Genomic DNA, 25791 nt, shown 5'->3' on the forward strand with positions numbered 1-25791 from the left:
CCGTTCCCGGGTTTCCCCAGGTCGGAGGCCCTGCTTTTCAGGGTGAGTGACGGGACTTGAACCTGTTTCGTGAACATACTGTGACCTGCGACGATGCCGAAATTCGGGACATATGCGTGACGTTCGATGACGCTCAATGCCGTCCAGGGATGCCGGTTGATGGACGGTTGGGCCACGGCCAAACGCCTCCGTGATCGCTCCTGCGGCCAGGCCAGGGGTGAGTAGCAAACGACGTCACCGCGAAGCGGGCACCTATGCAGCACTGAGCCCCGGCTGATCAGGCCGGGGCTCAGGGGCCGAACCGGTAGCCGGGGGGCAGGCCGGTGCGGCCGTCTATGGGGACGTCGTGTCCGTGTACCCAGATTCCATGATCGGAAACTGTCGCACATGATGGCACAGACATGCGACCATGATCACTACAGCGTGGGCGGGTGTCCGATCCGCTCCCCGACTGGCTGTACGCCGCACGCCTCGACGCAGGCACCCGCATCCGCGACGCGCGCATGCACAACAACCTCACCCAAGAGGCACTCGCCGAGCTGATCGGCGTGGAGCGGCGCACGATCGTCCGCATCGAACTGGGCATCACCAGCCCGCCCCTGGACCGCGTCTTCGCCATCGCCCGCGCCCTCGACATCGCCCCGTCGTCGCTGCTGCCCTGAGGCGTGGCAGGTGCAGTCGCAGCGCGCCATGACCATGGGCCGCTCCCCGGGGATGTGCAGGGTCTGCGGGCCGTCGCAGTACTCGTGCACCATCTCGTACCCGGGGGTCGCCGCGAGACGGCACTCAGCCGCCAGGACCGCGGGGCGGGTCGTCACCGCAGGGCCCCGGCGATCTGCGCGAGGATGGTGTCGAGGTCGCAGTGGGGGGTGCAGGTGCGACACTCGCGGACCGTCCACCCGGGGCCGGACGCGGACTCAATGAGGCGGATCGGCCGCACGTCGCCGCGCAGCTCGTCGCAGCAGTGGCAGCGCTCCAGCGGGTCCGCGGTCACTGTGCGGCCTCGGCGCATGCGGGCCGGTCACACAGCCAGTCGCCCCCGGGTCCGGGGCGCCCTGCGGTGACGAGGCGCCCGCACGAGCTGCACTTCCGCAGGGCGCGGGCGGGCCGCAGGTGGGCGGGCGGCGGGACATGTGATGTCGATGTGTCGCACGTCATACACGCACTGTCACCCCGTCAGGTGGGGGCAGCAGGTACAACCCCTACCCCCACCCCGACAGGTACAAGGTGTACCTACGCCGACACAGGCACCCCCATCCGCCGACGCAACACCTCCGCATCCGGCCGAACCAACCCCCCGCCCCGCACCGACAGATCCGCCACCGCACCCCGCGCAAAAAGGTTGAACCGCACAGTCTCCGGCGACAACTCCCACGCCCTCCCCAGCAGATGCACCACCGCCACCGGCTCCCGCTCCATGCTGTACGCCCGCGCCGACTCCACCAGATGAAACGCCCGCCGCGTCACCGACGGCACCCCCGACACGTCCACCCCCTCCGCAGCCTCCACCGCCGCCCGACCCTGCACCAGGTCCGCACGCATCGTGATCGCATAGGCGTCCACCATCCCCCGCCCGAAGATCAGATACGGGTGCGTGTAGTCGTCCCCCAGACGGCGGGCCGCATCGTCCGCGTGATCCCAGAACCGCTCCGCGTCACCCTTCCTGCCGACCTTCGCGTAGGACAACGCCGCCGCCAACTGGAGCAGACCCCAGCGGGCAACCGCGTCCGCGTCCCGATCCTGCGCCAGCAAATCAGCGGCGCGCATCGCCAACTCCACACGCGCCTCGTGCCGCTCCCCGGCATCCCGGAACACGTGGTTCATGTACCACGCGGCCCCAGCGATGGCCCGCGGCGAGTCCGCGTCCTGCGCCGCGCTCATCGCCCGATCCCCGGTCAGTATCACCAGCTCCGGTACCGGCTGGAACGACAGGAACAACTGCGTCAGGTGGTACACCTCAGCCAGCGCGGCCTGCGCCTGCCTGCGCTCCCCACCGTCCAGGGTCCGGGCCGCGTACTGGACGTCGGCCAGCAGGTCCGGCAGTAGAGCGGCGATCCGGGTTCGGTGCGCCCCCCGGCTGTGCCACGATCGCCACGCCTCCGCCACCCGCGTCAGCAGTTCCCCGACCGGGGCAGGCTCCTCGTCACGACCGTGGTCCAGGTGGTAGGAGGTGAGGGCGCCGGTGACTGCGGGCAGCGCCGGGTGGGCGGCCTTCGTGTACGTGGCCGCGGCCAGCCGCTCCTCGCCGGTGAGTTCGGCAAGGTCTTCCACGGCGAGGACATCGGCCAGCCTCAGCAGGAGTGGCAGGCGCGGGGTGGCGAGCCGGCCGGTCTCGATCGCCTTGACCCACTCTGCGGAGCGTCCGACGAGGCCGCCGAGGACGGGCCGGGTCATGCCTCGCCGCTCACGCAGTCCGCGGACGCGCTGGCCGAAGGTGGTGCCGATGTCAGTGTGCTCGGGCATACTGGTCCCTCCGTCATCTGGTCGCACTCGTGACGGTACCCCCGGTGCCACTCGGTGGGACAGCAAAGCGCCCCCCAGCCTCCGTTGAGGCCGGGGGGCGTTGTGCGTGCCCGGGGCGCTGTACCCGGGCTGTGCAGCGCGGGCCGGTCACCGGCCGGTGCCGTCGCTCGCGGTGTCGACCGCCGGGAGCCGTTCGCCGAGCCGGGCGGCGAGCGCGTAGGCGGGGTGGTTGTCGAGGGGTTGGCTGTGCCGCTCCAGATAATCGATCGCCTGCCGAAGTCGGGGTATCGAGTCCCTCGCGTTCCCCAGGAGCAGGTTGCAGTGGTGGCACAGCAGGGCGCGGATCTGTCCAGTGGCATGGTCGTGGTCCACGTGCATCCGGCGATCGGTGTCAGGGCGTTCGCCGCACAGGGCGCAGAGGTGCTCCTGCTCCGCCAGCATCTCGTTGTAGCGGACGAGCGTGATCCCGTAGAGGCGGCGGAGGCTCTGATCGAACACGCGGTCCTTGCCGTTGGTCGCACGGTACCGCGCCCGATATTGAGCCCGCATGCACTCCTTGCAGTGTCGACGCCTGCCACCTTGGTGGCGCGGGAAGTCTTCAGCCGCCTTGACCTCTTTGCACGTCCAGCAGGCACGCGGTTCCTCCGCATCGCTCACGGCGGCTCCCGTTATCGTCACAGTCCAATGTCCTCACTGGCCGCGTCGGTCCACTTGTCGGCTTCGCGGCCCCGCGGCGCCGGCCGCGCGAAGTCCTTGGCGAGCGGGTCCCAGTACCGGGCCCTGACGCCGAGGATTACAGCCGGGGGACGCTCCCGGTAGCGCCTGTAAGGGCCCGCCGCCCGGAACGCCTCGGCTGTGTTGCACCTGCCGCACAGCATCCCCCGCACCAGACCAGTCTCGTGATCGTGGTCCGTTACGAGGTGCCCGTGCGATGCGCAGATTCCGCACCTGCCGGCCTGCCACTCCTCGATGACGGCCAGTCCCGCGGTGTCCGGGTCTTCCAGCGCGGCGCGCAGAGCCTCCAGCGTCCCTTCGTGCACCTCTCCGGCCGGGAACGTCTCGGCGGGGTCGCGGGGCGAAGGGTTGTCGGGGACGGCCCATCCCCAGCAGGCGGGCGCCATCTGCTCGATGCGCTGACGCGCCTCTGCGTCCGCCGCGTCAGCCGCGGCCATCTCTCGGTCGTAGTCGGCGCGCTCCGCATCCGTCAGGTGGCGCAGGCAGGAGTGCGGGCGGACGGGCCCGTTGGGGAGCCGCCAGTAGCTCAGGGGGCTCTGCCTGCAAACCGTGCCGCGCTTGGTGGTTCGCCCGCACGTCGGGGCTTCTGGGCGCGTGCGTGCGCCGGGGCCGAACAGGGACGAGAAGGCGATGCGCTCTCCTGCGCTGTCCGTCGTGGTCACAGGCCGATCCCTCTCATCGGGTTGTCGCGCCACTTGTCGACGGGCCGGATGTACTCCAGCACCTGCGGGCTGGTCTTGGACCAGCGGCCGTGCTCGGCGATGAAGCTCACCGGCTGACCCGCCTTCGCCGCCTCGGTCGGGCCGCCGGCGCGGAGGCCGTGCGCGGTGAACGCGACGGCGTTGGGTACATCGGCGTCGACGGCGAGCTTGCGGACGCGTTCGTTGATGGCGGCGCCGGACATGCCGCCGGGCAGGAGGTGGCCCCAGCGGTTGATCCGCCGCAGGAGGGGCCCGTCGTGGATGCCGTGGGCGGTGAGAGTGTCGAGCCAGGCGCGGGTGACGCGGACGGGGTCGGTGTCGGGGTGGACGCCGTTGGGGATGTGGACTTCCGCTCCGGCGGCTTCCTGATCGGTCTTCGATGCGCGGATGAAGACGGTGAGGCCGTCGTCGGTGAACGTCACGTCGTCGGTGCGGAGGGCGGCGAGTTCGGAGCGGCGGGCCATCATGGCGAAGCCGAGGATGAGGAGTGCGCGGTCTCGTTGTCCGGCGGGGGTGGCGGGGTCGGTGGTGTCGATCATGGCGCGGAGGATGTTGAGGGTGACGGGTGGCGCCTTGCGCTTGCGCTTGCCCTGCTCGGCGCGGTCTCGCTTGTGGGTCTTGAGGATGCGGAGGGCGGCGCGGGTGTCGGGTTGGCCGTCGTGTCCGGCTTCGCGGTGGGCGACGCGGATGGTGGCGATGGCCTGCTCGATGGTGGCGGGTGCCCGGTCGAGGTCACAGAGGTGGGAGACGTAGGCGGCGAGGGTCTGCGGGCTGGCGGGGAGAGTGGCGCGGCCGTGCTGCTCGCACCAGTCGATGAAGAGTGCGGCTTGGCGGCGGTAGGCGGTCTTGGTGTTCTCGGGGACGGACCGGTCGAGGCGGTCGAGGGCGGCTGGGGAAAGCGCCGTGTTCGGGTCGTGCGGGGTGACGTCGGCCGGGCGCGGTTCGAGGTCGGTCACCAGCGCTCCTCTTCCTCGATGCCGAAGATGGCGGTGATCTGCCGTCGCCAGCGGCAGGGGAACTCTCCGGAGCCGCAGGCGCATCCGGTTGCGAGCCTGTACATCAGTTCGCCGCTCTCCGGGTCTTTCGTCACCCCGTCCGTGGCCCAGCCGACTTCAGATCGGTGCCAGTGGAGGGCGAGGCGGGCAACGTCTTTGAGCTGCGTGATTCCGTCTCGGCGCCGCTCGGCGCGGTCGATGAGATCGGGCAGCGGGTCGTAGGGCTCGGTGAGGGCGTCGTCAGACATGCCTCATTGTACCGTTTCTGACCGTCTATAAGTCAGGTTATGGAGGGTCAGCGCTGAGGGACACTCGCGACGAGCAACGTAAAGACGCTTTACATTCAACCCCGCTCGACGTAAAGTGTCTTTACGTCAACGCCACGCGATGAGGGAGCCCGATGCGCACCTACCCCACGATCGTCGACCTGCTCAACATGGAAGGCCCTGGCCTTCAGGACTACGTCACCGCCGACGAACTCAACCAGCTCCTCGACGGCACCCTGCCCCACGGCCTCATCGCCGACCGCTACATGGAAGACCTCGACTGGACCAACCTCGTCGCCGTCGAGACCGGAAAGACCGCCACCCGCGCCGACCTCCTCACCTGGATTGGCTGGGAGCTGGAGGTCGCCGCCGAGCAGCGCGCCGAGGACGCCGCCACCAACGCGCTCGCTGGTCTCCGCGCACACGCCGCCGCCCAGGCCCGGCACGAGCGCCTCGCACTCCACAGCCGCGACGCCCTCATCGCGCGCGCCAAGGAAAACGGCGCCACCAAGGACGGCATCGCCAAGAGCCTCGGCATCAGCCGGCCCACCCTCGACAAGTGGATGCAGGAGCAGGCCGACCGCTCCCTCTTCAACGACGCCATCTACACCCTGGTTCGCCGCGACACCAGCCAACAGGGTCAGGAGATGCTGCTCCAGGCGCTCGGCATCCGTGACACCTCGGCCCAGGCTCACGTCTTCCTCGCTGGCCTGTCGGCCCGCGCGCTCGGCGACCTCCGCGACGGGGAGCGTGAGCTGCTGGATCGCGCCGAGAAGCGAGCGCGCGAACTCGTCTGAGGGAGGCTGGCTGCGGCTACGTCGGCGCCCCCGCCAGCATCCGCAACCACACCAACCGACACCACAAGGAGACCTGACCATGCGCCCTCGCCGTCGTTCCGACAAGCTCCTGGAGACCGCGCGCCACCTCGCGCCCCAGGGTGACAACCCCGCACTCAACGCCGCCGTCACCGCTTACATCCACGAGGCCCAGCGGGACCTCGACCGCCTCACCAACCCGCCCGCCAGGCGCGCCGCCGACTGGTACATGAGCCTGCCCCACAACCGTCTGGCGTTCGGCCCGCTCTGGTACTGGCTGATGCGACACAAGAAGATCACCTTCCCTGCCGTGGGTGCGCTCTACGTCGCCGTGATCGTGCTCGGCGTTCAGCCCTGGCGCTGACCGCTGCTCGGGCCCGTCCAGCGTTCCCCGTCGTGCTCCCAGTCGAGGCGGTCGGACGGGTCGTCGTAGCCGTACTCCTCACGGCACAGGTCGCACCAGGCACTGTGCTCCTCGCCGTGCCTCGGGGGCTGGTCGCACACCGCGACACCATGCACGTGATGCAGCCGGGCGCCGCACGGCTGGGCCATCACGGCTCGCGCTGAGCCCGCACCACCATCACCGTCCGCTGCACCAACAACCCCGCCATCACCACCACGACCACCGACCGCGCAACCCGCAGCCACCCACACTCCGGCCACGCCGTGATCACCACCGTGTACGCGCCCAACAACCCCAACGTCACCGCCACCGCCATCAGGTGCCGGCCCGCCGCAGACCGCCACCACGGCGCCAGCACGTGGTACACCACCACGAACACCAGCGCGGACAGAGCCAACGCCGTCGACGCGCTGACGTTCATCCACCGGGCCCAGTCCAGATCCATCACTGACCTCCCCGCAGCGCAGCCTCAATCGACTCCGCGAAATGGTTCTCAACCCGCAACTGGCGCAACCTCGCCGCCAGCCGGGCCACTTCCGAGCGCGCCCCCTCTACCTCCCGCCGCGCCCGCACCGCCCGAGCCAACGCCGCATCCGCAGCAGCCTGCCCCGCAGACTCACCCCGACGACGACGCAGCCTCATCCTCCACACCATCACCCCTCACCTCCCCACCACGAGGTAGAGAGTCCAGCGCCCGCACTCCAGTTCGGGCCAGCTCCAACAGCTCACCGTTCTGCTGCTGCGCCGTCCGCCGCGCCTCCTCCGACACCCTGTGTGCCGTGCGCCACGTGTCCCGCTCGGCCCGCAGATCCTCATACGTACGCCGCGGCACCAGCCGGCCAGTCAGCACCATCCACACGCACAGGCCGAGCAGAGCGGTAGCGCCCAAGTCCACGACGCTGATCCCAACCAGCTCCGTCACGGACACCACCACCTCCCCACCCACACGCCAGTGTGGCACCGCCCTACACCACACCAACCCGAGCACCCGGAACGCACAACACCACCCACACGACACCATTGCCACAGGGAGGTAGACGCCATGCCACAGGAGACCTCAGTGGTCAAAGCAGCACAGAACGAAGAGATCCTCCGTCTACGGATCTCCGGCATGCCACTCCGCGAGATCGGCAAACGCGTCGGGCTCTCCCACCAAGGCGTCGCCAACCGCCTCACCGAACTGATCACCGCGACCACGCAGCCACTAGCAACCGAACTCCGACAACTCGAACTCGAACGCCTCGACCGCCTGACCTTCGCCGCCACCGAGATCCTCGAACAGGAAGACGGGACCGTGCTCGCCGCGATCGACCGCCTCCTGCGCGTCCAGGAACGCCGCGCCAAACTCCTCGGCCTGGACGCACCCCAGCAGCTGGACATCGTTCAGGAACAGCGCATCGATCTCGACAGTGAGCTCGTCGCGGATGCGCTCGCCGCGGCGCTGAACGCCCTCGAACTGTCGGAGGAGCAGCGCACGATCGCGCTCGCCGCCGCGCAGCAGAAGCTCGCCGAAGCAGCTTCGGAATGATCATCCCGGGCTCGGTGGCACCCTGCCGCGCATGAGACTGCTGCTCACCGGAGCGTCCGGGTTCGTCGGGTCCACCGTCCTCGCCCACGTCCTCGCCCACACGGACTGGGACGTGGCCTGCCCCGTGTCCTACCGGCACCGCGGCGACGGCGCCCGCATCAACGATGTTCTCAACCGGTTCATCGACGTCCGCCGGCGGGTCGACGTCATCCCGCACGACCTGGCGCTGCCCATCACGCCGCTCCTTGCCGAGCAGATCGGGTCCGTCGACTACGTGTGGAACATCGCCTCCGAGTCGCACGTCGACCGGTCGCTGACGGACCCGGTGTCGTTCGTGCGGAACAACGTCGAGCTCCAGCTGAACATGCTGGAGTACGCCCGCCTGGCGAAGCCCCGGCTGTTCCTCCACATGTCCACGGACGAGGTGTTCGGCCCGGCCGCGGAGGGCTACCGGCATCACGAGTGGGACAGCATCCGCCCCTCGAACCCGTACGCCGCGTCGAAGGCCGCGCAGGAGGCTCTCGCCTACTCCTACTGGCGCGCCATGGGCATTCCTTTGATCGTCACCAACACGATGAACCTCCTCGCGCCCGCCCCGCAGGCCAGCGAGAAGTTCATTCCGAAGATCGCCCGCGCCATCTACGGCGGCGAGAAGCTCACCGTCCACGCCAGCCCTGACGGCGTGTCCGGGTCGCGCTGCTGGGTGGACGCCCGCGACTTCGCCGCCGCCTGGCTGTGGCTCACCCAGCACTTCGACGGCGACGAGCGACTGACGTACTACCCGACCATGCCCGCCGGCCCGCTCAGGTACAACGTCGTCGGCGAGGAAGCGTCGAACCTCGACGTCGCGGAACGCATGGCCGCAGCGGCGGGGCGCCCCCTCAGCTTCGAGCTGGTCGACTACCACTCGCAGCGGGCAGGTCACGACCACCGGTACGCCCTCGACGGGTCGAAGCTCGCCGAGCTGGGCTGGCCCGGTCCGCGGCCGTTGGACGAGACGCTGGCGGACATCGTGAAGTGGTACGCCGACAACCCGCAGTGGCTGGCCGCATGAGCGCCCCGCAGCCGCGGCCCTACCGGCAGATTGCTGGGCGCACCCTCGACCAAGCAGCGGCAGTTATGAACGCACTGCCGGAACGGCCGCAGGTAGAAGACGCGAAGATCAACGCGGCTCAGGCGCAAGCTCTCGCCACCATCGCCATTGCCCAGGCGCTGCTTGAGATCGGCGATGTGCTTCGGGCTGGCCTTCAGGAGTCGGCCGATGAGTGACCTGTACCGGGCTGCGGTGATTCCGACCCACAACCGGCACGACATGGTGTCCGACTGCATCAACTCCGTGGTGGACCAGGTCGACACCGTGATCGTGCTCGACAACGGGTCTGACCCGCCGATCTGTCCGGAGCCGTGGCATGGCAAGGCTGCGGTGGTCGCTGTCCCGCTCGACCCGCCGAACATCTCGACGTTGTGGAACATCGGCCTCGCTCTCGCCGACTCGGCCGCCTACCGGCACGGTGCGGATCGGTGGGACATCGCGGTTCTCAACAGCGACGTCACCGTCCCCGGAGGCTGGGTGGCTGGCCTCTCCTCGGCGATGCGTGCCACTGCGGCGGTGCTCGCCTACCCCGACCAGCACGGCGGCCGACGGCAGGTCCTCCACACGAAGGCGCAGCCGGTCGACCTGCGGCAGCGGATCACCGGCTACGCCTACCTGCTGCGCGGCGAGACGGGCCTGCGCCTGGATGAGGGTCTCGCCTGGTGGTACGGCGACGACAGCCTCGACTGGACGGCCCGCGAGCGGGGTGGGGCTCTCCTGGTGCCCGGCCTGGCGGTGGAGCACCGCTGCCCGAACGGCTCGATGTACGAACGCCCCGAGCTCCAGGAGCAGGCAGGCCGGGACCGGGAGACCTTCCGTCAGAAGTGGGGGCGCACCCCATGGTGAATCAGGAGCAGCGCATGCGTATCGCAGTCACGGGCGGTGCCGGGTTTTTCGGCCGCGCCACCATCGCCGCCGCCGAAGCCGCCGGGCATGAGGTGTGGGCGTTCGACCGCACTCAGGGCCTGGACGTCCTCGGGTCGCTGGACGCGCTCGAAGGTGCGGACGTCGTCATCCATTTGGCCGGCGTGCTGGGCACGTCGGAGTTGTTCGACATGCCGGAGACGGCGCTGGACGTGAACATCAAGGGCACGCTGCGGGTGTTGCAGTGGTGCCGGGATCATCGGGCGTCGTACGTCGGGGTGTCGATGCCGGACCCGTTCCCCAGCGTGTACACGGCGACGAAGGTGGCCGCGCGCAGGCTGACGACCGCCTGGCACCACGCCTACGGGCTCCGCGTCTCCACCGTCCGCGCGTTCAACGGCTACGGCCCGCATCAGCACTACGGGCCGGGTCATCCGCAGAAGATCGTGCCGACGTTCGCGCGCGCGGCGTGGGAGGGCCGGCCGTTGCCGATCTGGGGTGACGGCGAACAGGCCATGGATCTGGTGCATGCGGACGATGTGGGGCGGATGCTCGTCGAAGCCGTCAGTCACGGCGATGATGCGACGTTCGACGCGGGCACGGGGACGCCGGTGACGGTGAACGAGCTGGCGGCGTTTGTGCTGGAGGTGACCGGGTCGAAGGCGGGCGTCGTGCATTTGCCGATGCGGGCGGGTGAAGTACCGGTGCAGATCACGGCGGAGGGTGAGGGCTGGGATCGGTTGGACTGGAAGCCGGAGTTGGATTGGGATCGGATCGCGGAGACCGTCAGGTGGTACCGGTGAGCGACTTCCAGGACCGGGGTGAAGCCGCTCGCCGGGCCGCCGGAATCGACGGCACCGCAGGCGACGCCCAAGACATCCGGCACCGCTTCGTCCTCGACGAGCCCACAGGCGGATGCCTCCTCTGCGGCCTCGCCGAGACTTACCGCCAGCACATCGACCGCCCACTCGGCTGCGGCTGGTGTTACGAGGAGCAGGGCGAGGAAGTCCACCCACACCCCGAGTGCAAAGTGAAGGCGGAAGCATGAGCGCCGATGTAGCGATCCTCAGTGCGGTGTACGACGGGTACGACTCGGTGAAGCCTGTACTGGAGCAGGCCGGGCTGGAGGTCGACTGGGTTCTCGTCACCGACCACGAACCAGCCGATGCGCGCGGCTGGCGGGTGGTGGTTGAGCCGCAGCCGGATGTGCCGCCGCGCCGCGCGGCGAAGGCCCCGAAGTTCGAGCCGTGGAAGTACACCGACGCCCCGGCCAGCATCTGGGTCGACGCCTCGTTCCGGGTCACCTCGCCTGGTTTCGCCGCCGCCGTCATGGAGCACGCGAAGCCGATCGCCCAGTTCGAACACCCCTGGCGCGACTGCCTCTACGACGAGGCCGCCGAGATCACCAAGCTGGGCATGGACCCCGACGGTGTCGCCGCGTGGCAGACCCGCCGCTACCGCGAGGCAGGGCACCCCGAGCGCTGGGGCCTGTGGGCATCCGGCGTCATCGCCCGCAAGCACACGGCCGCAGTGAAGCGGATGGGGGCGGCGTGGGCGCGCGAGGTGGCGTCCGGGTCGGCACGGGATCAGGTGTCGCAGCCGCACGTCCTGCGCGAGGCGCGGCTGCGCCCCACGACCCTGCCGGGGACGCACTTCACCAACGCGTGGCTGGCCTACGAGGGAAGCGGAAGGCACTGATGAGCGAGCAGACACCGAGCGTGGGCCGCATCGTCCACTACGTCAGCCACGACGACAAAGAGTGCCGAGCCGCGATCGTCACAGAGCTGACCGGCGACCCCGACCACCCGAAGCATGTGGGACTCGCCGTGCTCAACCCGACCGGCCCCGATTTCCATCGCACGGTCCCGCATCACGATGGCGCTGAAACCGCAGGTTCACCGGACTGCCCGGACGTCGGAGCGCACGGCAGCCCCTTCCGCTACTGCGCCTGCGGCTGGGCCGAGGCGTCGCCCGTCGTCGGCACGTGGCACTGGCCGGAGCGTGTGTGATGCCCAGCATCGAGATCAACGAAGCAGCAGGGCGACTTGCGGCACTGCTCAATGAGCTGGGCGCCGCAGGCATCGAGGTCGAGGCAGCACTCGGCGGTTTGAGCTTGAGTACAGACGCCAGACCGTATTGCGCGTCTGTGGAACCCGTGGATACGGGCGTCCGGTCGGCGGGATCTACCGCTTGGGAGGTTGCCGGATGACGAGCATCGAGATCGGCGGCGGCAGGCTCGTCCAGGCCGGCTGGATCAACCTCGACCCGCAGCACGGCGCCGGCGACTGGCGGCGCCCCGCGCAGCAGACACCCTGGCCCACCGGCGACCGCACCGTGGGCGCCATGCGCGCGAGCCACGTCATGGAGCACATCCCCGCCGGCGACCCGCGACTGGCGGTGATGAATGAGGCGCACCGCGTGCTGCTCCCCGGCGCCGTGTTCGAGATCCGCGTACCCAACGCCCTCAGCGGGACGTGGCACGCCTTCGCCGACCCCACCCACGTCTCGTTCTGGTGCGTCGAGTCGTTCCACTACCTCGACGGCACGAAGGCCGCCCACGCCGACTACGGCATCCGCCCGTGGAAGACGCTGGAGCTCCGCATCCAGGGCGACAACGAGATCCTGTGGAAGGGCACCCCTCGGTGATCCCGGAGGTGTCGGTGGTCGTCCCGTACCACCCTGCGCGGGCCCGGAACGGGATGCTGGCGCGGGCCCTCACATCGATCAACAAGCAGACCGTGCCCCACCACCTCATCACTGTGGAGGACACGGAGAAGCAGGGCGCAGCAGCCACGAGGCAGCGCGGCCTCGACGAGGCCACCACGCCGTGGGTCGCGTTCCTCGACAGCGATGACGAGATGGACCCCACCCATCTGGAGCAGCTCCTCGCCTGCGCCCGCGAGACTGGCGCGGACTACGCGTACCCGTGGTTCCGGGTGCGCGGCGGGCGTGACCCGTTCCCCATGTTCTTCGGCCGCCCCTGGGACGACGACCACCCCCACGCCACCACCATCACCATCCTCGTCCGGACCGGCCTCGCTAAACTCGTCGGCTTCCACGGCCAAGGCGAAGACTTCGCGTTCACCAAGGGCTGCGTGACAGCAGGGGCGCACATCGTCCACCTGCCCGTGCGCAGCTGGACCTGGCACCACCACGGCGCCAACTCCTCAGGCCTCCCCACCCGAGGCGACGCCCGCGCCCGCTGACCGCCGGACCGCGCCACCATGAGCAGCGGCCACAATCCAGACATGACCACCGGAGACCGGGCCCAGATCGCGCAGCGCGCAGCCACGCTGCTCGACACCCGACTCCAGAAACCCCCCTGGAAGCCACTGCCCCACCAGGTACCGCCCCCCGGCGACTGGTACGGCTGGGCAATGATCGCCGGCCGAGGCGCGGGCAAGACGGACGCCTGTGCCGAGTACGTCGTCCGGCACGTCAACGGGCCACCCTGCATACCGGGCCCGGTGCCGCACTGGATCGGCATCATCGCCCCGACCCTCGGTGACGCGGCGACTGCATGCGTGGAGGGCCCGTCCGGGATCCGCGCTCACGACCCTTCCGCCAAGGGCCCCATCGCAGCACCAGGCGGTTCCGTGGTGCGGTGGCCGAATGGGGCGCAGGCGAAACTCTTCGGTACGGACAGTCCGGGCGACGTGGAACGCCTGCGCGCAGGTGGGAACACCTGTCTCATTTGGGCCGAGGAGTTGGCGGCCTGGCGCCACCTCGACGCCGCATGGGACCAGATGCGGTTCGGCCTCCGCTCCGGGCCCCGGCCCCACTGGATCGCTTCCACCACCCCGAAGCCGAAGCCCATCATCAAGAAGCTGGTCGCCGGAGAGATCCCCAACTCCGTGCTCACCACGGCCACCACCTACGACAACCCGCACCTGCCTGAGCACATCCGCCAAGCGCTGGAAGACTCCTACAACGGCACACAGCTCGGCCAGCAGGAGCTCCTCGGCCTCATCATGGACGAGGACGAAAACTCCCTGTGGACCCGCGCCATGCTTGACGCCGCGCGGGTGAGGCCAGATGACATGCCTGAGCTGGTGCGCACCGTCGTCGGTGTCGACCCGTCCGGTGGGGCCGGCGAGCAGGGCATCGTCGTCGCAGGCAAGTCGGGGCTGATCCTCCCCGGAGGGGACTTGAGCGCCGAGGAGATCCTCCGGTCGGGCCAGGCGAACGCGTCTCCCGCCATGACCGAGCTGCTGATCCAGCAGGCTCACGGTGCGCACCAGCGCGGCGCCGTCCGGCCGCAGCATCACGGCTACGTCCTCGATGACCGCACATGCCACCTTCCCCCGGACGGCTGGGGTCGGCGCGCGGTGCAGGCCGCGATCGACTGGGAGGCCGACGAGCTGGTGGTGGAGCGCAACTACGGCGGGGACATGGCCGTGGCGACGCTGCGCACAGCAGCCGACGCGTTGGGCGTGCAGATCCCGATCCGTACGGTGACCGCGACGCGAGGTAAGGCGGTGCGGGCGCAGCCGGTGAGTGCGCTGACCGCGCAGGGGCGGTGGCATCACGCCGGGGTGTTCGAGGAGCTGGAAAGTCAGATGTGCACCTGGTACCCGGAGATCGGCTGGTCGCCTGACCGGATCGACGCAGCCGTATGGACCGCGTGGCAGCTCAAGCTGGTGCGTACCGCAGTTGCCGGGCAGGGCTCGTTGGGTGGCGATCTGGCCAGAAAGCAGATCACTGGGGGACGGCTACGGTGACGGGCATGGACATGTGGCTGCTGCTCATCGTGATGGCGTTGGCGACGTACCGGCTCACCCGGCTCGTTGTTGCTGACACGTTTCCTCCGGTGTTGTGGCTGCGTGACCGGCTCGTCGGGGGCTGGCGTGAACTGACGCTGCCGGAGATGGAGAAGAACCCGCTGCCCGTCTTGGACGATCACGATCCTGCTGTCGACGTTGCGCGACTCGGTAGCGTCACCATGATCGATGGGCGGATGCACCGGTACGTGAACCGGCAGCGTTGGGTGCCGTTCTGGCTGGCCGAGCTTCTCTCGTGCCCGTGGTGCGCTGGCGGTTGGGTGGCGCTCGCAGTGACGGCCGGGGTGTGGGCGGTGGCAGGCCTGGCGATGCCTGTCCTGGTGTGGCTTGCGGTGTGGGCGGTGGGTGCGCTGATCTCGGCACAGGAATGGGCGTAGCTGCAGCTGTGCCATGGTGATGGGTGTGGGCCCGTGTCTCTGGGGTCTCGTGGTGGAGGGTGAGGGCCGCCCGCGATGGGTGTCGCGGGCGGCCCTTCTCCACGCCCCGGAATGATCTTCACCGGTCGGCCCTTACCGTGCCTCGCAGACTCAGCCCACGGGAGCAGCGGAGCGGCACATGGCCTGGTATCACGCCTTCACCCGACGCGCCACGCTGCCCACGCCCGAGCCCACACCCCAGACCGTCACCGCCGCCGCCACCCCCGTGAAGCACCCCCGCACCGAACTCATCCGCACCACCGACACCTGGCAAGAAGAGGCCTGGCAGTTCTTCGACGGCCTCGGCGAGTACAACTACGCCGTCACCTGGGAGAGCCACATGCTCTCCCGCGTCCGCCTCTTCGCCGCGAAACTTGAACCCGGCGTGGACGAGCCCGTGCGCGCGGATGCGGGGGCCGGCGTCGACTTCATGACCACCCTCGCCGGAGGTGTCGCCGGGCAGGCCCAGCTCATGGCCAACCTCGCCGTGCAGCTCTCCGTCCCCGGTGAGGGGTACCTCGTCGGCGAAACCATCAACGGTGTCGAGCAGTGGTCGGTGCGTTCCATCGACGAGGTGCGGGCGGCGCGCGGCCACTTCGAAGTGATCGACGAAGCGGCCACCTCCGGCACGAAGTGGCGGGCCCTCGGTGCGGATTCGCTGGTGACCCGCGTGTACCGGCCGCACAAGCGGTGGCACTACATGGCTGACTCCCCGGCCCGCGCGGCCAGGTCGACGATGCGGGAGCTGGAGCTGGTCAACCGGCACATCACCGCGCAGTACCTGTCGCGGCTCGCGTCGGCGGGTGTGGTGATCTTCCCCGATGAGGTCAGCTTCCCCGTGCGGGAGGAGTTCGCTGAGGCAGCCGACCCGTTCATGGCCGAGTGGATTGAGATCGCCGCCGAGGCGATCCGCACGCCGGGTACCGCGTCGGCGACGGTGCCGGTGCCGATGCGGGTCCCCGGGGAGTACGTCGACAAGATCAAGCACTTGGACTTCACGCTGAAGCTCGACGACAAGATCATCGAGAAGCGGGACAGCACCATCAAACGCCTCGCCACCCAGGTCAACATCCCCCCCGAGATCCTCCTCGGCATGGGCGACGCCAACCACTGGACCGGCTGGCTCCTCGACGAATCCGCCCTCAAGACCAACATCGCCCCGGACGCTGAGCTGATCTGCCAGGCCGTCACCACCGGCTACCTCCAGCCCCGCCTCAAAGCCTCCGGCGTGGAAGATGCCGAACGGTGGGTCGTCTGGTACGACATGTCCGAGCTGACCATGCGCCCCGACCGGTCCGCCAACGCCGTCCTGGCATACGACCGCATGGAACTGTCCGGGACCGCACTGCGCCGCGAGACCGGCTTCAACGAGGCCGACAAGCCCACCTCGGACGAGATTGAGCAGCAGGCACTCAAGTCCATCATCCGCAGCCTGCCGTCCGGGGCGCTGGACGCGCTCGGCCGCCTCACCGGCGTCCAGCTCACCGAAAGCCCACCCGAAGGCACTGCGCCGAGCGCGGCCCCCGCTGCGCCGGAACCCGAACCCGCCCAGCAGGGGCCGCCGGCCACCCGCGACCAGCCGCCGCCCGCCGCTGCTGTGGCGGAGCAGCGGGCGGATCGCATGCTGCGCCAGGCCAAGACGCCCCACGCGGTGAGGTTCGCGGTCGGCAGCCCCGGGGAGATCCTGCACCCGCCTGCGTGTACCAAGCACGCCTACTCGTGCCCGTACACGCATGCCGCTCAGCGCCTCGACCAGAAGGCCCCGCGCCCTGGTACGTCCGGCACGTATGAGGCGCGCCTGGACGCCTTCGGTCGCCTGACCATCGGCAAGCCGACGCCGTACCTGGACACGACCGGTCTCATCACCACACGGAGCCTCAATGGTCTCGCTCACAGCCGCCGCTGACGGCCCCCATACCGGCGCGATGATCGCCCTCATGCCCACGGCGGAAGACGCCGCACGGCTGGCGATCGAGGGCGGCGAGCCGGCCGACCAACTGCACCTGACGCTGCGCTACCTCGGCAAAGGCGCGGATTTCGACGACACCGCGCGCTCCGCGATCGTGGACTCGGTGCGCATGCTGGCCGAGGGGATGCCGCCGATCACGTCGAAGATCTTCGGTGCCGCGCACTGGAACGGCAACAGCGATGAGCCGTCGTGGGTGTGGTCCGTCGGCGACGACCCGGAGCACGGGCGGTCGCTGGAGGCCGCGCAGGGCATGGCGGAAGAGGCGCTCCTCATGGCACCGGCGGATGTGGAGCTTCCGGCGCCGCACACGCCGTGGGTCGCGCATGTGCGTGCAGCGTATTCAGACGAGCTGGATCTCATCATCGCGCTGGAGGAACGACTGGGCCCGATCACCTTCGACAGGGTGAGGGTGGCATTCGCTGGGGACCACGCCGACATCGCCCTTGGCGAGAGCGCGACCGCATCGGCTCGCGGCCAAGCACCCCCACTCCGCATCGAAGTGGAGACGAACCGAGGCGGCAAGCTCGCGCTCGGCGCGATCCGGTCCGCCCTGGAACGTAGCCTTCACGTCCCGCACCAAGTGACAGAACGGGTCCGCACCAATCCGGTCACCGCCGCCGCCGCTGACGGCCCGCTGCGCCGCAAACCCACCGAGACGGAGACGGCCAGCCGCGTCGACTTCACCGCCATCGACGACGCCTGGCAGACCGCCGTCGACACCGTCACCGCCGCCTGGCCCCACATCCAGGCCGCGCAACGCCACCAGATCACCGCCGCCGTCACCACCGCCGTCGCCGGGGACGACATCGACCAGCTGAACACGCTCACCGTCGACACCGCCCCGGGAACTGCGCTCCTCTACTCCCACATGCGGCGCCTCGCCGAGACCGCCGGGCGCGAGCAGGAACGCGAAGCCCGCGACCAAGGCGTGACCGTACCGCCATGGGACCTAGGCGACGCCAGCGTGGTGACGGCCGCGGCCGGCCTGGCGCTGCTGCGGCAGCTCGCCCGCGCGACAGCCAACCTGCTCGGCGGGTCGCTGGTGCAGTCCGCGGTGCGGCAGGTGATGCGGCTCATCGGCGCCGGGCGCCCGGCGCAGGAGGTGGCGGCCGAGGTGGATGTGCATCTGCGGGAGCTGTCCGAGGCGTTCCCCCGGGAGAACATTGCGGCGGCGATGACTGCCGCGCAGAACGAGGGCCGCATGGCCGTCCTCGCCGTCACGCCGCCCGCGACGTATGTGGCCAGTGAGGCGCTCGACCGCAACAGCTGCGTCCCTTGCCGGGCGATCGACGGCACCCGCTTCGCCGACCTCGACGCCGCGCGCCGCGCCTACCCGGCAGGCGGATACAACGGCTGCCTCGGCGGGTCCCGGTGCCGGGGGATGCTCGTGACGGTCTGGCCGCAGAGTGGGGGGCAAACCACTACCGGAATGATCTTGGCTGCGAGTGCTCACACAATGCCGCAACAGACCACCGAGCAGGGAGGCACGATGCCGTACAGCGTCGTACAACACCACGCCGACTGTGCGGCCGATACGCCGTGGGCCGTCGTCAAGGATGACACCCAGGACCTGATGGGCTGCCACACCACCCAGGCCGAGGCCGAGGAGCAGCAGCGCGCCCTGTACGCCGAAGACGGCGAGGCCCCACCGGGCGCGATGGCCGACTCCGCAGCCGAAACGCCGACTGTCACCCCCGCACAGACCCTGGCCGTCGAGGAGCAGACGGCAGCATGGGAAGGTGTCCTCGCCGTTGAGGGCGTCACCACCGGCGACGGCCGCGAGTTCGCGGAAGGCGCCCTGAGCTGGGCTGACCTGCCGGTGCCGCTGCGCTGGAACAAGGAAGACTCCCACGGCGGGGAGCCGCACACTGTGGCGGTCAACGTCGGCCGGATCGACCGGATCTGGCGCGACGGCGGCAAGATCATGGGGGCGGGCGTCCTCAACCTCGCCGAGCCGGACGGGCAGCGGGCACACGACCTGATCAAGGGCGAGTACCTGCGCGGCGTCAGCATCGACGCCGACTCCATCGCCGAGGCCGACATCGAACTCGTGTGGCCGGACGACGCGAACGAGGGCATGGAGGAGGACGGCGACCTGTTCGAGATGCTGTTCGCCCAGCCCGAAAAGATGATCTTCCATGGTGGGCGGATCCGAGCCGCCACGCTGGTCGACATCCCCGCCTTCGCCGAGGCGTTCATCGCGCTCCTCGACGAAGCCGGCGCGGTCGTCGCCGGCGGGCAGCCGCTGACCGACGAGGAGCGCAAGGCACTGCGGGGAGGACCGGAGACCGCACAGCCGCAGGCAGTGGCCAAGCCGGCGGTGACCGCGGCAGGCGGCGACTGGCGTCCCCCGGCGGCATGGTTCGCCGACCCGGAGCTCTCGGTGCCGACGGGGATCACCATCACCGACGACGGTCGCCTGTACGGGCACGCCGCGCAGTGGGGCTCCTGCCACATCGGGCAGGACGACACGTGCATCCAGCCGCCGCGCGAGGACGCCCACCCGTACTACATGACCGGCGAGGTCGCGTGCGATGACGGGAGTCGGGTGGCGGTCGGCCAGGTCACGGTCGGCACCGGGCATGCACCACTGCACCTGGGCGCGTCTCCGGCCGCCGAGCACTACGACAACACGGGCGCGGCCGTCGCCGATGTGGCGGTGGGCAACGACCGGCACGGCATCTGGGTCGCGGGCGCGGTGCGGCCCGGGGTGGACCCGTTGAAGGTGTACGAGCTCCAGGCTGCGGGTCAAGTCAGCGGTGACTGGCGGCGGATCGGCGGTGCGCTGCGGCTGGTCGGGCTGTTGGCGGTCAACGTCCCGGGCTTCCCGGTGCCGAAGATGCGGGCGAGGGTCGCGAGCGGTCAGCCGCAGGCGCTGTTGGCGGCCGGACGGCCGACGGTGGCGTGGGGGCTGTCGGAGGAGGAGTCGGAGCGTCAGGCGGTGCGGCTTGTGATGCGGATGCTGTCGCGTCGGGTCCACCCCGGGGGGAGGTGAATAGCTGTGTGCGGATGCAACAAGAGACGTCGTCCGGTACCTCCGCCCCCGCCCCCGCCGAGCCCCTGACCTTTATATTCAGCGCACCGGCAAAGGGAATTGACCTTTGCCGGTGCGTGTGCTATGCGATAGCCTTCGCGAATAAGGAGCGCCAACAGTAGGCGCACAACCCTTCATCCGGAGGTCACCGTGCCAGCCGAAGAACTGTTCAGCGCCCCCTCAGACCTCACCCTCGTCGGCGACGACGAACTCACCGAACTCGAAGCCCGCGGCACGCAGGAGTTCGACCGCGTCAGCGCGATCGACGACGTCGACCCCGAGACGCTCCAGTACGCCATGCGCCTCACCGACGACCTCGACCGGCTGCGCGCCGAACTGTCCGTCCGAGAGGTCCGCGCCCAGCGCAACGCCGAACTCGCCCGCACCCGCACCGCCGAGCAGCTCACCGCGCTCCAGCAGCGCGTCCACGGCGACACCCAGCCCGGCACCGGAGCAGCACCCGCCACCGTCGACCCCGAGGCCATCGCCGCCGCCGCCGCGCGCGGCGTCACCGCCGGCATGGTCGCCCTCATGGGTGAACGCCGTGGCGGCGTCGACCCCGAGGCCCTCGCGCGCCGCGCCACCGCGTCCCTGGCGGAGACCGCCCGGCACGCCCCGAAGCCCAAGGTTTCCGAGCGGCGCCTCGCGGTCACCGCCTCCGTCGACATCCCCGGCGTGGCGCACGGCGGTGAACTGCCGTCGCTGTCCGCACTGTCGGACGTCGTCGCCCGCAAGGCCAAGAGCATGCCGGTCACCACCGGCAACCCCAACCACCAGCTCGTCGCCAGCATTCGCAACGACTTCGAGCACACCCTCGACGACCGCACCTCCCCGGCGCAGGTCAACGAGCTGGTCCAGTACCTCACCTCGCCGGACAAGCAGCAGGCCCTCGTCGCCGGCGGCGGATGGTGCGCACCGTCCGAGACCCGCTACGACTTCTTCAACGTCGCCTGCGAAGACGGCATGATCGACCTGCCGACCTTCGGCGTCACCCGCGGCGGCGTCCAGTTCCCCGTCTCCCCGTCCCTCGCGGACGCCCTCGGCGGCGGCACCGCCTTCGCCGGCTTCGCGGCCGAGTTCGACAACACCTCCCAGCCGTGGCTGTGGACCGAAGCCGACGACGTCGCCACCGTCACCGGCAGCCCCAACAAGCCCTGCATCCGCGTCCCCTGCCCGGAGTTCTCCGAGGAGCGGCTGGAGTGCTACGGCTACTGCCTCACCGCAGGCAACCTCACCGACGACGCGTACCCGGAGGCGACGCAGCACATGCTGCAGCTCCTCATGTCGGCGCACGCGCACGTCATCAACGCCCGGCTCCTCGCGCTGATGCTCAACCTGTCGACCGCCCCGATCACCATCTCCGGTGGCGCGGTGACCGACGCGGCAGCCCCCCGCATCTACAACGCGGTCGGCCTGGCGGCAGCCGACTACCGGGCCCGCTACGGCATGTGCATCACCGACGTCCTCGAAGTTGTGCTGCCGTACTGGGTGCGTGAGGTCATTCGAGGCGACCTCGCCTGGAAGGCGGGCGTGGAGCTCCAGGCCGTTCCCGACTCGCAGATCAACGGCTACTTCGTCGACCGGAACGTGCGCCCGCAGTGGGTCAACGACTGGCAGGTGCGCGGCGCCTCGCAGTTCGGCAACGCGACCCCGATGGCGGCCTGGCCGACCACGGCCGACTTCCTGATCTACGCCGCCGGCACGTTCCTCCACGGCAACGGCATGAGCCTGGACCTCGGCGTGATCCGCGACTCCGTCCTCAACTCGGAGAACGACCACACCGCGGCCTGGTCGGAGGAGTGCCACCTCGTCGCCCGCGTCGGACACGAGTCGCGCCGGTACACCGTCGGCTTCAACGTCAACGGGTCCACGTCGGCGCTGCTCACCGGCACCGTCCGCGTCTGACCGGTGTCCACTACGAGTACAGGAGGGTGGTGAGCGCCGGTGGCCGGAGCACGCCAGATCGTCGACCCGCCAGCGTTCACCACCCTGCCCTACGGGCTGTGGGAAGCCGCCCACACCCCCACCCCGGCAGGGCCCCAGTGGCAGCAGGGCGTCACCTGGGTCGAGCGTTGCCCTACCGGCGCCACCACCTACGACGAGTGCCTCGCCGTCACCGGCGTCGGCGCCGTCCCCGAACCCGCCACCAAGACCAGCAACGTCGATCAGACCAACCGGGGCGCGACCCCGTTCACGGTGTACGCCGAGTTCGACTGCTCACCGGTCGGTCTCGGTGACGCCGCGACCGTCGCCGAGCAGGCACTGGCCCGCGTGGAGCAGCAGCAGGTCGAGACGGCGTTCTGGACCGGCGCAGCCGGCGGCCAGCCCGTGGTCTTCCCTCACCTGGCCGCCGATGCTGTGGTGGCTGATCCGCAGGGCATCACGCTGCAGACCGCCGCGAGTGTGTGCGTCACGGGCGCGGACATCGCTCACGGTCTCGGCGAGCTGGAGCAGTGCCTCGCCACCTGTTATGCCGGGCAGGGCGTCATCCATGTCCCGCGCAGCGCCCTGCCCACCCTCGCGGCTTGGAAGCTCGCCAAGCGGGGCGACGACGGGCGGCTGTACACCCCGGCAGGGAACCTGATCGTGGTCGGTGGCGGCTACACCGGCACCGACCCTGGCGGTGCCGATCCGGGTGACGGCACGACGTGGATCTACGCCACCGGCGCCGTGTTCGCCTACCGGTCCGACGTGTTCGTGACCCGGGTGCGGGACTCCCTGGACCGGGCTGAGAACACGGTCCGCATGATCGCCGAGCGCACCTACGTCCTCGGGTTCGAATGTTGCCTGCTCGCCGCCCACATCACGCTCGGCGTGCCCACCGAATAGGAGCAAACCGTGGCCACATCAACCTGCGTGACGCCGATCAAGGGCACGCACCTGCGGATCGTCGCCCTGGACGTGTGCGGCAACCCCGTCACCGGATCGTCCAGTCTCGTCCTCGTCACCAAGGGCTTCGTCCAGGTGCAGATGTCGCCGGACTACGAGGACGGCGTCGAGTTCTTCGAGCGCACCGCCGACGGCTCGGTGTGCGTCAACCAGAAGGACGACCCCGTCCTCAAGCGCTACGAACTGACCATCGACTTCTGCGAAGTCAACATGCTCGGCATCGCCTTCATCACCTCCGCCCGCTCCCTCACGCTGGGCAGCCCGGCAACCGGCACCGGCTTCGCCGTCGCCGAGGGCAGCGCCCCGAACCGGTTCTCGCTGGAGGTGTGGCAGGAGGTCGCCGGTGCCGGCGCCTGCGACCCGTCCGGACAGCAGCGGTTCATCTACAACGCCTTCCCCAACGTCGGCGCCTCGCGGTTCGGGGACTACACGATCGAGAACGACCGCTCCACGCTGCAGATCATGGCCGAGACCCGGGCGGCGTCGCCGCAGTGGCTGTCCGGACTCGGCGAGTCGTGGCTCCCAGCGGGCGAGGTGCTTCAGACGGATGAGCACTGGGCGCTGAACGTGACCACGAACCCGCCGCCGACACAAGCGTGCGACACGGCCGAACTCGTCCTGAGCTGACCTGATGGCCGCGGACCTCACCGGCCCGTGCGCTGACTGGCCCGTGCACTGGACGTGCGACCTGGAAACGCTGAACCCTGCCGTGACCGGGATCGCGGTGTCGTCGGCGACGGAGGTGCTGTGGGCTCTGACCGGGATGCGGTTCGGCACGTGCGAGGTGACGTTGCGGCCGTGCGCGAGGGACTGCTTCGACGGCCGGTTCTTCGACGACTTCGGGCCGCCGTGGACGGGGGGCCGCTCGTATCCGCAGCCCGCGCTGATCGGCGGCCTGTGGTTCAACCTGACGTGCGGCGGCTGCACGTCAGGTTGCTCTTGCACGGACGTGTCGGAGGTGCGGCTCCCGGCGCCGGTGAACCGGATCGTCGAGGTGCTGATCGATGGCACGCCGATGGCGACGGGCTCGTACCGGCTGGACAACAACCGGCTGCTGGTGCGCACCGACGGCGGCCAGTGGCCGCGCTGCAACGACCTGTCGCTGGACGACACCGAGCCCGGCACGTGGTCTGTCACGGCGGTCTACGGCGAGGAGCTGCCCGAGGGTGCGGCGCTCGCGATGGGGCAGTTGGCGTGCGCGATCGTGGAGGCGGCCGGCAACGGCGGGGAGTGCCCGCTGCCGGCGGGGGTGCAGCAGCTGGCTCGGCAGGGCGTGACGATCCAGTACCCGGACGTCGGGGAGCTGTTCCGTGACGGCCGGACCGGGCTCTATCTGGTGGACATGTTCATCGCCGCCTGGAATCCGGGCAGGCTGCGCAACAGGTCGCGGGTGTACCGGGTGGATCAGCCCACTGTGCGGAGGGCCGGAACGTGATCACCGGGCCGCTTAAGTGGTACACCGTCGCCGAGACCATCCGGGCGGCGGTGCACGCAGACCTGACCGTGACCCCGCAGCGTTCGGGTGTGGTGCCCGGCGCGATCGCGTGGGACGAGTGCGACTGCGGCATGCTCGCCGTCGCACAGAACCGTGTGTACCTGTCCGACGCTTTCCCCGAGCCGTCCACGGCCCCGGCCGGGGCGCGGTGTGACGCAGCCTGGGAAGTCGGCGAGTACGTCCTCCAACTCATCCGCTGCGCCCCCAACCCGCAGGGCCAGTCGCTGGCGCCGGAGGTGGTGGCGCTGGACGCCTCCGCGCAGGAAGTGATGCGGGATACCTACGAGGTGTTGAAGGCGATGTCGGAGACGCTGTGCCGAATGCACGACGCCCGCGACATCTCCGACTTCCAGCTGCTCCCGCTCACCTCGCAGGGCCCCGAGGGCGGCTGCGTCGGCGTCGAGGTCGTGTTCCTTATCGGACTGTGGAGGAACTGACGTGTCGATGCAGGTGACGTTCAACGTGCAGCCGTCCCGGGTGCGGCGGATCCTGCTACAGCCGCTGGGTCTGGTCGAGCGGGACGTGCGGCGCCGGGTACGGCGGGTGGAGACTGCGGCGCGGCGGATGGCGCCGGGCAGCATGGGGCAGGGGCAGCGGATCAAGGGCCGGGTCGAGCGCGGCCCGGAGGGCTACCGCGGTGTGGTGACCTCCACGCATCCGGCAAGCATCTACGTGATCAAGGGGACGCGTCCGCACGTCATCCGCCCGAGGCGGGCGAAGGCGTTGAGGTTCCGGGTCGGTGGCCGCACGGTGTTCGCGCGGGTGGTCAACCATCCGGGCACGAAGCCGAATGACTTCCTCAGCAAGGCGTTGCGGGAGGCAGTGTGAGGTGCGCAAACACTCCGGAATGATCTTGTAGGTGGCGAACCTACGGTCAGCGCAGGAGGTACCACCATGACTGCGCAGACCGTCGACATCACCGACGACATCCGCGACTTCACGACCGCCCGGAAGTCCATCCGCTTCCGCGTCGACAGCGACGTCTTCGACGCGGTCCCCGACATCCCCGCTCAGACCCTCCTGGACTTCGCCATGGAGATGGAGCACGCAGGCGACAGCCCCGACCAGGCCATCCGGGCCATGGTCAAAGTCGTCGACATCCTCCTCACCCAGGAGTCCGCGGCCCTCTTCAAGGCCCGCATGTCCAACCCGGACAACCCGATCAGTGCCCAGCAGCTCAAAGACATCATGCCGTGGCTGCTGGAGCAGTACGGGATGCGCCCTACCGAGCCGTCCTCGGACTCGCCAACTGGGCCAGCCAGCCCGGAACCTGGCACGAGCTCGACGGCGAATGCTCCCGCACAGGCGTCGACCTCCGCGCCCTCCCCGTAGACCGCTTCCTCA

At 69.7% G+C, this 25791-nt stretch carries 33 protein-coding genes; 24 read left to right on the forward strand and 9 right to left on the reverse strand.

Annotation, left to right across the window (positions count from 1 at the left end; translation table 11 throughout):
* The first annotated feature begins 431 nt into the window (after positions 1-431).
* Complete coding sequence (locus QNO07_RS09130; RefSeq protein ID WP_283991211.1) at positions 432-662, forward strand: helix-turn-helix transcriptional regulator; 231 nt, start codon at positions 432-434, stop codon at positions 660-662.
* 152 nt (positions 663-814) lie between these two features.
* Here QNO07_RS09130 and QNO07_RS09135 read toward each other — a convergent pair whose 3' ends face one another.
* The 6 genes from QNO07_RS09135 to QNO07_RS09160 form a co-directional block, all read right to left on the reverse strand.
* Complete coding sequence (locus QNO07_RS09135) at positions 815-994, reverse strand: hypothetical protein (RefSeq protein ID WP_283991212.1); 180 nt, start codon at positions 992-994, stop codon at positions 815-817.
* A gap of 239 nt (positions 995-1233) precedes the next feature.
* On the reverse strand, positions 1234-2463 hold the full coding sequence (locus QNO07_RS09140; RefSeq protein ID WP_283991213.1) for a helix-turn-helix domain-containing protein: 1230 nt from the start codon (positions 2461-2463) through the stop codon (positions 1234-1236).
* Between the two features lie 147 nt (positions 2464-2610).
* Positions 2611-2961 (reverse strand): endonuclease VII domain-containing protein, encoded by a 351-nt coding sequence (locus tag QNO07_RS09145; protein ID WP_283991214.1) that lies wholly within the window; start codon positions 2959-2961, stop codon positions 2611-2613.
* Positions 2962-3137: 176 nt separating this feature from the next.
* Positions 3138-3860, reverse strand: a complete 723-nt coding sequence (locus QNO07_RS09150) for an endonuclease domain-containing protein (protein ID WP_283991215.1) — start codon at positions 3858-3860, stop codon at positions 3138-3140.
* Positions 3857-4855, reverse strand: coding sequence for a site-specific integrase (locus QNO07_RS09155; RefSeq protein WP_283991216.1), 999 nt, complete (start codon positions 4853-4855; stop codon positions 3857-3859). Before QNO07_RS09155 ends, QNO07_RS09150 begins: the two co-directional genes overlap by 4 nt.
* Positions 4852-5142: a hypothetical protein gene (locus QNO07_RS09160; protein WP_283991217.1), complete on the reverse strand. Its 291-nt coding sequence runs from the start codon at positions 5140-5142 to the stop codon at positions 4852-4854. Before QNO07_RS09160 ends, QNO07_RS09155 begins: the two co-directional genes overlap by 4 nt.
* Positions 5143-5294: 152 nt before the next feature.
* On the opposite strand from QNO07_RS09160, the gene QNO07_RS09165 reads away from it, so the two are divergent.
* Positions 5295-5957, forward strand: a complete 663-nt coding sequence (locus tag QNO07_RS09165) for a transposase (RefSeq protein WP_283991218.1) — start codon at positions 5295-5297, stop codon at positions 5955-5957.
* 79 nt (positions 5958-6036) lie between these two features.
* Positions 6037-6339, forward strand: a complete 303-nt coding sequence (locus QNO07_RS09170) for a hypothetical protein (RefSeq protein WP_283991219.1) — start codon at positions 6037-6039, stop codon at positions 6337-6339.
* On the opposite strand, the gene QNO07_RS09175 is transcribed toward QNO07_RS09170, so the two are convergent.
* The 3 genes from QNO07_RS09175 to QNO07_RS27665 are packed head-to-tail and all read right to left on the reverse strand — an operon-like array spanning position 6324 to position 7032.
* The gene (locus QNO07_RS09175) at positions 6324-6479 is read right to left on the reverse strand and encodes a hypothetical protein (RefSeq protein ID WP_283991220.1); all 156 of its coding nucleotides are present in this window, start codon (positions 6477-6479) and stop codon (positions 6324-6326) included. The genes QNO07_RS09170 and QNO07_RS09175 overlap by 16 nt on opposite strands.
* A 47-nt stretch (positions 6480-6526) precedes the next feature.
* Positions 6527-6823: a putative phage holin gene (locus tag QNO07_RS09180; RefSeq protein WP_283991221.1), complete on the reverse strand. Its 297-nt coding sequence runs from the start codon at positions 6821-6823 to the stop codon at positions 6527-6529.
* Positions 6823-7032, reverse strand: coding sequence for a DUF7620 family protein (locus tag QNO07_RS27665; protein ID WP_502961806.1), 210 nt, complete (start codon positions 7030-7032; stop codon positions 6823-6825). The genes QNO07_RS09180 and QNO07_RS27665 overlap by 1 nt, the downstream gene beginning before the upstream one ends.
* 406 nt (positions 7033-7438) lie before the next feature.
* Between QNO07_RS27665 and QNO07_RS09185 the strand changes: the two genes are divergently transcribed.
* From QNO07_RS09185 to QNO07_RS09285, 21 genes are all read left to right on the forward strand, one after another.
* Positions 7439-7906 (forward strand): hypothetical protein, encoded by a 468-nt coding sequence (locus tag QNO07_RS09185; RefSeq protein ID WP_283991222.1) that lies wholly within the window; start codon positions 7439-7441, stop codon positions 7904-7906.
* A gap of 31 nt (positions 7907-7937) precedes the next feature.
* Positions 7938-8960, forward strand: a complete 1023-nt coding sequence (locus tag QNO07_RS09190; protein WP_283991223.1) for an NAD-dependent epimerase/dehydratase family protein — start codon at positions 7938-7940, stop codon at positions 8958-8960.
* A 65-nt stretch (positions 8961-9025) separates the two neighbouring features.
* Complete coding sequence (locus tag QNO07_RS09195) at positions 9026-9175, forward strand: hypothetical protein (protein ID WP_283991224.1); 150 nt, start codon at positions 9026-9028, stop codon at positions 9173-9175.
* Positions 9168-9845 (forward strand): glycosyltransferase family 2 protein, encoded by a 678-nt coding sequence (locus tag QNO07_RS09200; RefSeq protein WP_283991225.1) that lies wholly within the window; start codon positions 9168-9170, stop codon positions 9843-9845. The genes QNO07_RS09195 and QNO07_RS09200 overlap by 8 nt, the downstream gene beginning before the upstream one ends.
* Positions 9846-9859: 14 nt before the next feature.
* Positions 9860-10666, forward strand: coding sequence for an NAD-dependent epimerase/dehydratase family protein (locus QNO07_RS09205; protein ID WP_283991226.1), 807 nt, complete (start codon positions 9860-9862; stop codon positions 10664-10666).
* The gene (locus QNO07_RS09210; RefSeq protein ID WP_283991227.1) at positions 10663-10911 is read left to right on the forward strand and encodes a hypothetical protein; all 249 of its coding nucleotides are present in this window, start codon (positions 10663-10665) and stop codon (positions 10909-10911) included. Before QNO07_RS09205 ends, QNO07_RS09210 begins: the two co-directional genes overlap by 4 nt.
* Entirely contained in the window at positions 10908-11561 is a 654-nt protein-coding gene (locus QNO07_RS09215) for a glycosyltransferase domain-containing protein (protein ID WP_283991228.1), read from the forward strand. The genes QNO07_RS09210 and QNO07_RS09215 overlap by 4 nt, the downstream gene beginning before the upstream one ends.
* A complete protein-coding gene (locus QNO07_RS09220; protein WP_283991229.1) occupies positions 11561-11872 on the forward strand; it encodes a hypothetical protein in 312 nt (103 codons plus the stop codon). Before QNO07_RS09215 ends, QNO07_RS09220 begins: the two co-directional genes overlap by 1 nt.
* Positions 11873-12068: 196 nt before the next feature.
* Positions 12069-12509, forward strand: coding sequence for a class I SAM-dependent methyltransferase (locus tag QNO07_RS09225; RefSeq protein ID WP_283991230.1), 441 nt, complete (start codon positions 12069-12071; stop codon positions 12507-12509).
* Positions 12488-13069, forward strand: coding sequence for a glycosyltransferase family 2 protein (locus QNO07_RS09230; protein ID WP_283991231.1), 582 nt, complete (start codon positions 12488-12490; stop codon positions 13067-13069). The genes QNO07_RS09225 and QNO07_RS09230 overlap by 22 nt, the downstream gene beginning before the upstream one ends.
* A gap of 42 nt (positions 13070-13111) precedes the next feature.
* A complete protein-coding gene (locus tag QNO07_RS09235) occupies positions 13112-14584 on the forward strand; it encodes a terminase large subunit domain-containing protein (RefSeq protein WP_283991232.1) in 1473 nt (490 codons plus the stop codon).
* 5 nt (positions 14585-14589) lie between these two features.
* Positions 14590-15021 carry a DUF1360 domain-containing protein gene (locus QNO07_RS09240; RefSeq protein WP_283991233.1) on the forward strand — a complete coding sequence of 144 codons (432 nt, stop codon included), beginning with the start codon at positions 14590-14592 and terminating at the stop codon, positions 15019-15021.
* A gap of 178 nt (positions 15022-15199) precedes the next feature.
* Positions 15200-16966 (forward strand): hypothetical protein, encoded by a 1767-nt coding sequence (locus QNO07_RS09245; protein ID WP_283991234.1) that lies wholly within the window; start codon positions 15200-15202, stop codon positions 16964-16966.
* Positions 16967-16997: 31 nt separating this feature from the next.
* Positions 16998-20024: a hypothetical protein gene (locus tag QNO07_RS09250; RefSeq protein WP_283991235.1), complete on the forward strand. Its 3027-nt coding sequence runs from the start codon at positions 16998-17000 to the stop codon at positions 20022-20024.
* Positions 20025-20213: 189 nt separating this feature from the next.
* A complete protein-coding gene (locus tag QNO07_RS09255) occupies positions 20214-21968 on the forward strand; it encodes a major capsid protein (protein ID WP_283991236.1) in 1755 nt (584 codons plus the stop codon).
* Between the two features lie 39 nt (positions 21969-22007).
* Entirely contained in the window at positions 22008-22892 is an 885-nt protein-coding gene (locus QNO07_RS09260; RefSeq protein WP_283991237.1) for a hypothetical protein, read from the forward strand.
* A 9-nt stretch (positions 22893-22901) separates the two neighbouring features.
* The gene (locus QNO07_RS09265; RefSeq protein ID WP_283991238.1) at positions 22902-23579 is read left to right on the forward strand and encodes a hypothetical protein; all 678 of its coding nucleotides are present in this window, start codon (positions 22902-22904) and stop codon (positions 23577-23579) included.
* Between the two features lie 4 nt (positions 23580-23583).
* Positions 23584-24387, forward strand: a complete 804-nt coding sequence (locus QNO07_RS09270) for a hypothetical protein (protein ID WP_283991239.1) — start codon at positions 23584-23586, stop codon at positions 24385-24387.
* Positions 24384-24884: a hypothetical protein gene (locus tag QNO07_RS09275; RefSeq protein WP_283991241.1), complete on the forward strand. Its 501-nt coding sequence runs from the start codon at positions 24384-24386 to the stop codon at positions 24882-24884. Before QNO07_RS09270 ends, QNO07_RS09275 begins: the two co-directional genes overlap by 4 nt.
* 7 nt (positions 24885-24891) lie before the next feature.
* A complete protein-coding gene (locus tag QNO07_RS09280; protein ID WP_283991520.1) occupies positions 24892-25275 on the forward strand; it encodes a hypothetical protein in 384 nt (127 codons plus the stop codon).
* Positions 25276-25341: 66 nt separating this feature from the next.
* Positions 25342-25779: a hypothetical protein gene (locus QNO07_RS09285; RefSeq protein ID WP_283991242.1), complete on the forward strand. Its 438-nt coding sequence runs from the start codon at positions 25342-25344 to the stop codon at positions 25777-25779.
* The last annotated feature ends 12 nt before the right edge of the window (positions 25780-25791 follow it).

The organism is Streptomyces sp. 549, assembly GCF_030124175.1.
Taxonomy (GTDB): Bacteria; Actinomycetota; Actinomycetes; order Streptomycetales; family Streptomycetaceae; genus Streptomyces.

What these genes read in the sequence shown, in the direction of transcription:
- QNO07_RS09140 (WP_283991213.1), bottom strand. Translation starts at nt 2,463, where the DNA reads ATGCCCGAGCACACTGACATCGGCACCACCTTCGGCCAGCGCGTCCGC.
- QNO07_RS09160 (WP_283991217.1), bottom strand. Translation starts at nt 5,142, where the DNA reads ATGTCTGACGACGCCCTCACCGAGCCCTACGACCCGCTGCCCGATCTC.
- QNO07_RS09165 (WP_283991218.1), top strand. Translation starts at nt 5,295, where the DNA reads ATGCGCACCTACCCCACGATCGTCGACCTGCTCAACATGGAAGGCCCT.
- QNO07_RS09170 (WP_283991219.1), top strand. Translation starts at nt 6,037, where the DNA reads ATGCGCCCTCGCCGTCGTTCCGACAAGCTCCTGGAGACCGCGCGCCAC.
- QNO07_RS09180 (WP_283991221.1), bottom strand. Translation starts at nt 6,823, where the DNA reads ATGGATCTGGACTGGGCCCGGTGGATGAACGTCAGCGCGTCGACGGCG.
- QNO07_RS27665 (WP_502961806.1), bottom strand. Translation starts at nt 7,032, where the DNA reads ATGGTGTGGAGGATGAGGCTGCGTCGTCGTCGGGGTGAGTCTGCGGGG.
- QNO07_RS09190 (WP_283991223.1), top strand. Translation starts at nt 7,938, where the DNA reads ATGAGACTGCTGCTCACCGGAGCGTCCGGGTTCGTCGGGTCCACCGTC.
- QNO07_RS09195 (WP_283991224.1), top strand. Translation starts at nt 9,026, where the DNA reads ATGAACGCACTGCCGGAACGGCCGCAGGTAGAAGACGCGAAGATCAAC.
- QNO07_RS09200 (WP_283991225.1), top strand. Translation starts at nt 9,168, where the DNA reads ATGAGTGACCTGTACCGGGCTGCGGTGATTCCGACCCACAACCGGCAC.
- QNO07_RS09205 (WP_283991226.1), top strand. Translation starts at nt 9,860, where the DNA reads ATGCGTATCGCAGTCACGGGCGGTGCCGGGTTTTTCGGCCGCGCCACC.
- QNO07_RS09215 (WP_283991228.1), top strand. Translation starts at nt 10,908, where the DNA reads ATGAGCGCCGATGTAGCGATCCTCAGTGCGGTGTACGACGGGTACGAC.
- QNO07_RS09220 (WP_283991229.1), top strand. Translation starts at nt 11,561, where the DNA reads ATGAGCGAGCAGACACCGAGCGTGGGCCGCATCGTCCACTACGTCAGC.
- QNO07_RS09225 (WP_283991230.1), top strand. Translation starts at nt 12,069, where the DNA reads ATGACGAGCATCGAGATCGGCGGCGGCAGGCTCGTCCAGGCCGGCTGG.
- QNO07_RS09235 (WP_283991232.1), top strand. Translation starts at nt 13,112, where the DNA reads ATGACCACCGGAGACCGGGCCCAGATCGCGCAGCGCGCAGCCACGCTG.
- QNO07_RS09240 (WP_283991233.1), top strand. Translation starts at nt 14,590, where the DNA reads ATGGACATGTGGCTGCTGCTCATCGTGATGGCGTTGGCGACGTACCGG.
- QNO07_RS09245 (WP_283991234.1), top strand. Translation starts at nt 15,200, where the DNA reads ATGGCCTGGTATCACGCCTTCACCCGACGCGCCACGCTGCCCACGCCC.
- QNO07_RS09250 (WP_283991235.1), top strand. Translation starts at nt 16,998, where the DNA reads ATGCCCACGGCGGAAGACGCCGCACGGCTGGCGATCGAGGGCGGCGAG.
- QNO07_RS09270 (WP_283991239.1), top strand. Translation starts at nt 23,584, where the DNA reads ATGGCCGCGGACCTCACCGGCCCGTGCGCTGACTGGCCCGTGCACTGG.
- QNO07_RS09280 (WP_283991520.1), top strand. Translation starts at nt 24,892, where the DNA reads ATGCAGGTGACGTTCAACGTGCAGCCGTCCCGGGTGCGGCGGATCCTG.
- QNO07_RS09285 (WP_283991242.1), top strand. Translation starts at nt 25,342, where the DNA reads ATGACTGCGCAGACCGTCGACATCACCGACGACATCCGCGACTTCACG.